Source organism: Bariatricus sp. TF06-38A, assembly GCF_027690675.1.
In the GTDB taxonomy this organism is placed as follows: domain Bacteria; phylum Bacillota; class Clostridia; order Lachnospirales; family Lachnospiraceae; genus Allocoprococcus; species Allocoprococcus comes.
Genome location: NZ_JAQFCE010000064.1, coordinates 1 through 1,131 on the forward strand (window position 1 = coordinate 1; position 1,131 = coordinate 1,131).

Sequence of the window (1,131 nt, forward strand, 5' to 3'; positions counted from 1 at the left end):
TTTCAATGTTCTTAAATTTAGCCTTGACTTTTTATTTGCAGGCTAATTTATCTTAAAACTATATAATCTCATCTTTCTGTTTTGGCAGCTCTATAACAAATCTGCATCCACCATATTCACGGTTTTCTGCTTTGATTGTTCCTCCGGCACTATCTACAATCCGTTTTACAAGTGCAAGACCTAGGCCATTTCCTTCTGCTTTATGAGATCCATCTACCTGATAGAACTTGTCAAATATTCTGGATTTTACATCATCCTCTATTCCTGGTCCTTCATCTTCCAGAATGAACTTAACAGAATCCTGTTCTTGTTTCAGAAACATCATAATTGTCCCCTTTGAAGGGCTGAACTTAATCGCATTATCCAAAAGATTTATCCAGATATGCATAAAAAGTCCTTCATTCCCAGTATATTTAATTTCCTCCAATTCTACCTGAAAACCAATTTCTTTTTCTGTCCATTTTGTTTCCAATGAAAGAAATGCCTGGCGGATCTGTTCATCCAGACGATATTCTGTTTTTTTCATTGGTATATTCTGATTCTCTAACTTGGATAACAGCAAAATATTACCAACCAATCCGGAAAGTCTTTGGGTGTTAAATAAGATTTTTTCTACATATTCCTCTTGATCCGGAGACAGTTCTTCTCCCTGAAGCAGCATTGTATATCCTTCAATGGCATTAATCGGGGTCTTAAACTCATGAGAAACATTAGATACAAAATCCATCTGCAGCACCTCTGTTGCACGAAGTTCTTTTGTCATAACGTTAAAACTTTGATAAGATTCTCCAACTTCTGCTATGCGGCTGTTCGTTTCCAAATGCTGTTCAAAATCTCCCTGAGAAACTTCCTTCATTGCTTTACTAAGTCTGGTAATTGGTTCCAGTAACTTTGCATTGATAAAGGAAGTGATCAGCCCTGCAATCAATGTATTGAAAATCAAAAGCCAGCCAAGCACAGATATGCTGCCCGGCAGATTAAAAAAATGATTCAAAAAAGCAAATAATAAAGCAGATATGACTGTTGAAAATACAAGTGCCAGCCAGATTGCACCAGTCAGACAGGATCGGATCCGCAATCCTTTTTTTTTCTTTTGTTCCATTATTTTTTCACCACCTTGTATCCAATTCC

The 1,131-nt window shown here is 36.7% G+C and carries 1 protein-coding gene; it reads right to left on the reverse strand.

Annotation, left to right across the window (positions count from 1 at the left end; genetic code table 11):
• Window positions 1-58: 58 nt before the first annotated feature.
• Window positions 59-1,102 carry an ATP-binding protein gene (locus PG418_RS19060; RefSeq protein WP_498837886.1) on the reverse strand — a complete coding sequence of 348 codons (1,044 nt, stop codon included), beginning with the start codon at window positions 1,100-1,102 and terminating at the stop codon, window positions 59-61.
• Between the last annotated feature and the right edge of the window lie 29 nt (window positions 1,103-1,131).